This window comes from Neisseria sp. P0001.S005 (assembly GCF_051963715.1).
In genome coordinates this window covers 1-2,745 of the sequence record NZ_JBQCTZ010000307.1, presented here as the reverse complement: position 1 = coordinate 2,745, position 2,745 = coordinate 1, and the positions used below count along the sequence as shown (strand labels likewise).

Genomic DNA, 2,745 nt, shown 5'->3' with positions numbered 1-2,745 from the left:
AAGTCTGACGGTTAACTGCCGTATACGCCGCCCCGATGCCGAACCGTTTGCCGGTTCGGGTTGACGGGCGGCTTTGTATGGGACCGGGAATGAGAGCTTAGGCTAATGGGGGGCTTCTATTGGGTAATAACTGAAAACAGCCGAATCCCTGTCTTGGATCTCAGCCGTTGAGTACAGTGAGTTATTTTGCAGAGGTATCAGGCCGTCTGAAAACTTGAAAGAAGCAGCCGTCTGTTAAATATGCGATAATGCGGAAGATTTCATAGGTGTGGTAGAAACATGGTTGTGATTGTCCGACGAGGATGATGTCGGGCAAGGATGAAATCGGTTTGCTTGAAACGCCCGCCTGTTGCGGGCTTTTTTATGGGAAGGAATGGTCATGCCTAATCCGCTTTATCGGCAACATATTATTTCAATTTCAGATTTGACGACGGAGCAGCTCGAATTACTGCTTCAGACGGCCTTGAAGTTGAAAAAGCAGCCTCGTGAAGATTTGCTTGAAGGTAAATTGATTGGATCGTGCTTTTTTGAACCGTCCACCCGTACGCGTTTGTCTTTTGAAACGGCGGTACAGCGTTTGGGTGGGAAAGTTATCGGTTTTTCCGATGGTGCGAACACCAGTGCGAAAAAGGGTGAAACGCTTGCAGATACTGCGAGGATTATTTCCAGCTATACGGATGCGATTATTCAGCGACACCCGAAAGACGGTGCGGCCCGTGTGGCGGCTGAATTTTCGAGCGTACCTGTGATTAATGCCGGCGATGGTACCAACCAACATCCGAGCCAGACGCTGTTGGATTTGGTAACGATTTATGAAACACAGGGTAGTTTGAGCAATTTGAAGATTGCGATGGCCGGTGATTTGAAATATGGCCGTACGGTACACTCATTGTGTCAGGCACTGAAGCGTTGGGGTTGTGAGTTTGCATTTGTTTCTCCTCCCAGCTTGGCGATGCCGGACTATATTGCTGAAGAGCTGGAAGAGGTCGGTTGCCCTTATCAAGTCTTGTCCAGCTTGCAAGAAGCGGTCGAATGGGCGGATATTTTGTACATGACCCGCGTTCAGCGCGAACGTTTTGATGAGCAGGAATTTGCCAAAATTCAGGGTAAATTCAATCTTGATGAGCCGATGTTGGCAAACGCCAAACCCAATTTGCGCGTCTTGCATCCTTTACCGAGGGTAGATGAAATTCATCCGAATGTGGATAAAACACCTCATGCCTATTATTTTGAACAGGCAACCAACGGCGTGTATGCACGGATGGCGATTTTGTCTTTGGTATTGAACGAAGAAGTTTAAGGAGAGAAAGATGGAAAACTCAAAACTCAGCGTTGAAGCGATTGAACAAGGTACGGTGATTGACCATATTCCTGCCGGTAAAGGCTTGGCCATTTTAAGGCAGTTTAAGTTGCTGCATTATGGCAGTGCGGTTACGGTCGGCTTTAATTTGCCCAGCAAAACGCAGGGAAGCAAAGACATTATCAAAGTCAGCGGCGTATGGTTGGATGCCAATGCGGCCAACCGTTTGGCTTTATTTGCCCCTGAAGCAGTGGTAAACAAAATTGATCAGTTTAAAGTGATTGACAAACAGCATTTGTCATTGCCGGACGAAATTTCGGAAGTATTCCGCTGCCCGAATACCAATTGTGCCAGTCATGGAGAGCCGGTCATTAGCCGTTTTTATGTCCGTTCACATAATGGTCAGACGCGTTTGAAATGTCATTATTGCGAAAAAACCTTCTCGCGTGATTCGGTTGCCGAAGCCTGATAAAAATCTCAGGCCGTCTGAAAACACGGCTGTGTGGTTTGAGTTGTCTGCTTGATACATTAGTTTCATAAAAAGCAAGATATTAAGCAAATTGCGTTAAAATTACGTTAAAATAATGCCTTCCGGGTTGATGACATTATTCGCCCGAAAGGCATTATTTTTTAATAACATGATACGAAATGTAGGAAAACTCATGCACTCATCCATACAAAGCCGGTTTGCCCCAATTTTATACGTCTTGATTTTCTTTGCCGGATTTTTAGCCGCACAAGTTTGGTTTAATCAGCAAGCCTATTTGACCAACCTTCCCCTTTTGGTCACTGCCATTTCTGCCGTTGCATTGGTTTGGTTGATTTGGGCTGTCGTCTCTGCGCGCTCCAAAGCAAAAAGCAAGATGTTGCACCGTGAGCAGCTGATTCAAAAAGAAAGCATTCACCCTGTTTTGCATGCGACGTTGCAGCGTTCTGACGGTCAAACGGATTTATTGGTTTTGGTTGTCCGCAATAGCGGTAAGGGCTTGGCGAAGAATGTGCGTTTTGAGGCTGAGGCTTTGCCGGATCACTTGCCGAGCAAGCTGGTTGCCGATGCGGTTATGCGCTTGGAGATGTTTTCCGGCGGTGTGGATATGCTGGCATCGGGCGAATTGTATGGCGGCGTGTTTGCAAGCATGTTGGCGCTGGCTGCCGAATTGCCGGACCAGACATTTGGCGGCGTGTTGAAACTGAAAGCCACTTATGAAAATGCTTTTGGTGATCAATGCACTTCTGAAAGCGTCTTGGATTTGAGCATACTGAATTTCAACTTGTCGGAAATTAAATCCGGTGGCGAACAAAAGCCCCGCAAGAAATTGTTGTATTGATATACAAAATATGCAGGCCGTCTGAAACCGAAATACTTGGTTTCAGACGGCCTGTTGTTATTTTTCAAATGATTTTTGAAGAAAAAGAGGCGTATCGGGTATAATAATCAAAGAATT

General features: G+C 46.2%; 3 protein-coding genes. All 3 read left to right on the top strand.

From position 1 onward, the window contains the following. Nucleotides 1-379 precede the first annotated feature (379 nt). Nucleotides 380-1,300: an aspartate carbamoyltransferase gene (gene pyrB, locus ACTHSP_RS19310; protein ID WP_314513926.1), complete on the top strand. Its 921-nt coding sequence runs from the start codon at nucleotides 380-382 to the stop codon at nucleotides 1,298-1,300. A gap of 10 nt (nucleotides 1,301-1,310) precedes the next feature. Next, entirely contained in the window at nucleotides 1,311-1,769 is a 459-nt protein-coding gene (pyrI, locus tag ACTHSP_RS19305; RefSeq protein WP_003684689.1) for an aspartate carbamoyltransferase regulatory subunit, read from the top strand. A 193-nt stretch (nucleotides 1,770-1,962) separates the two neighbouring features. Continuing rightward, nucleotides 1,963-2,628 carry a hypothetical protein gene (locus tag ACTHSP_RS19300; protein ID WP_314513924.1) on the top strand — a complete coding sequence of 222 codons (666 nt, stop codon included), beginning with the start codon at nucleotides 1,963-1,965 and terminating at the stop codon, nucleotides 2,626-2,628. The last annotated feature ends 117 nt before the right edge of the window (nucleotides 2,629-2,745 follow it).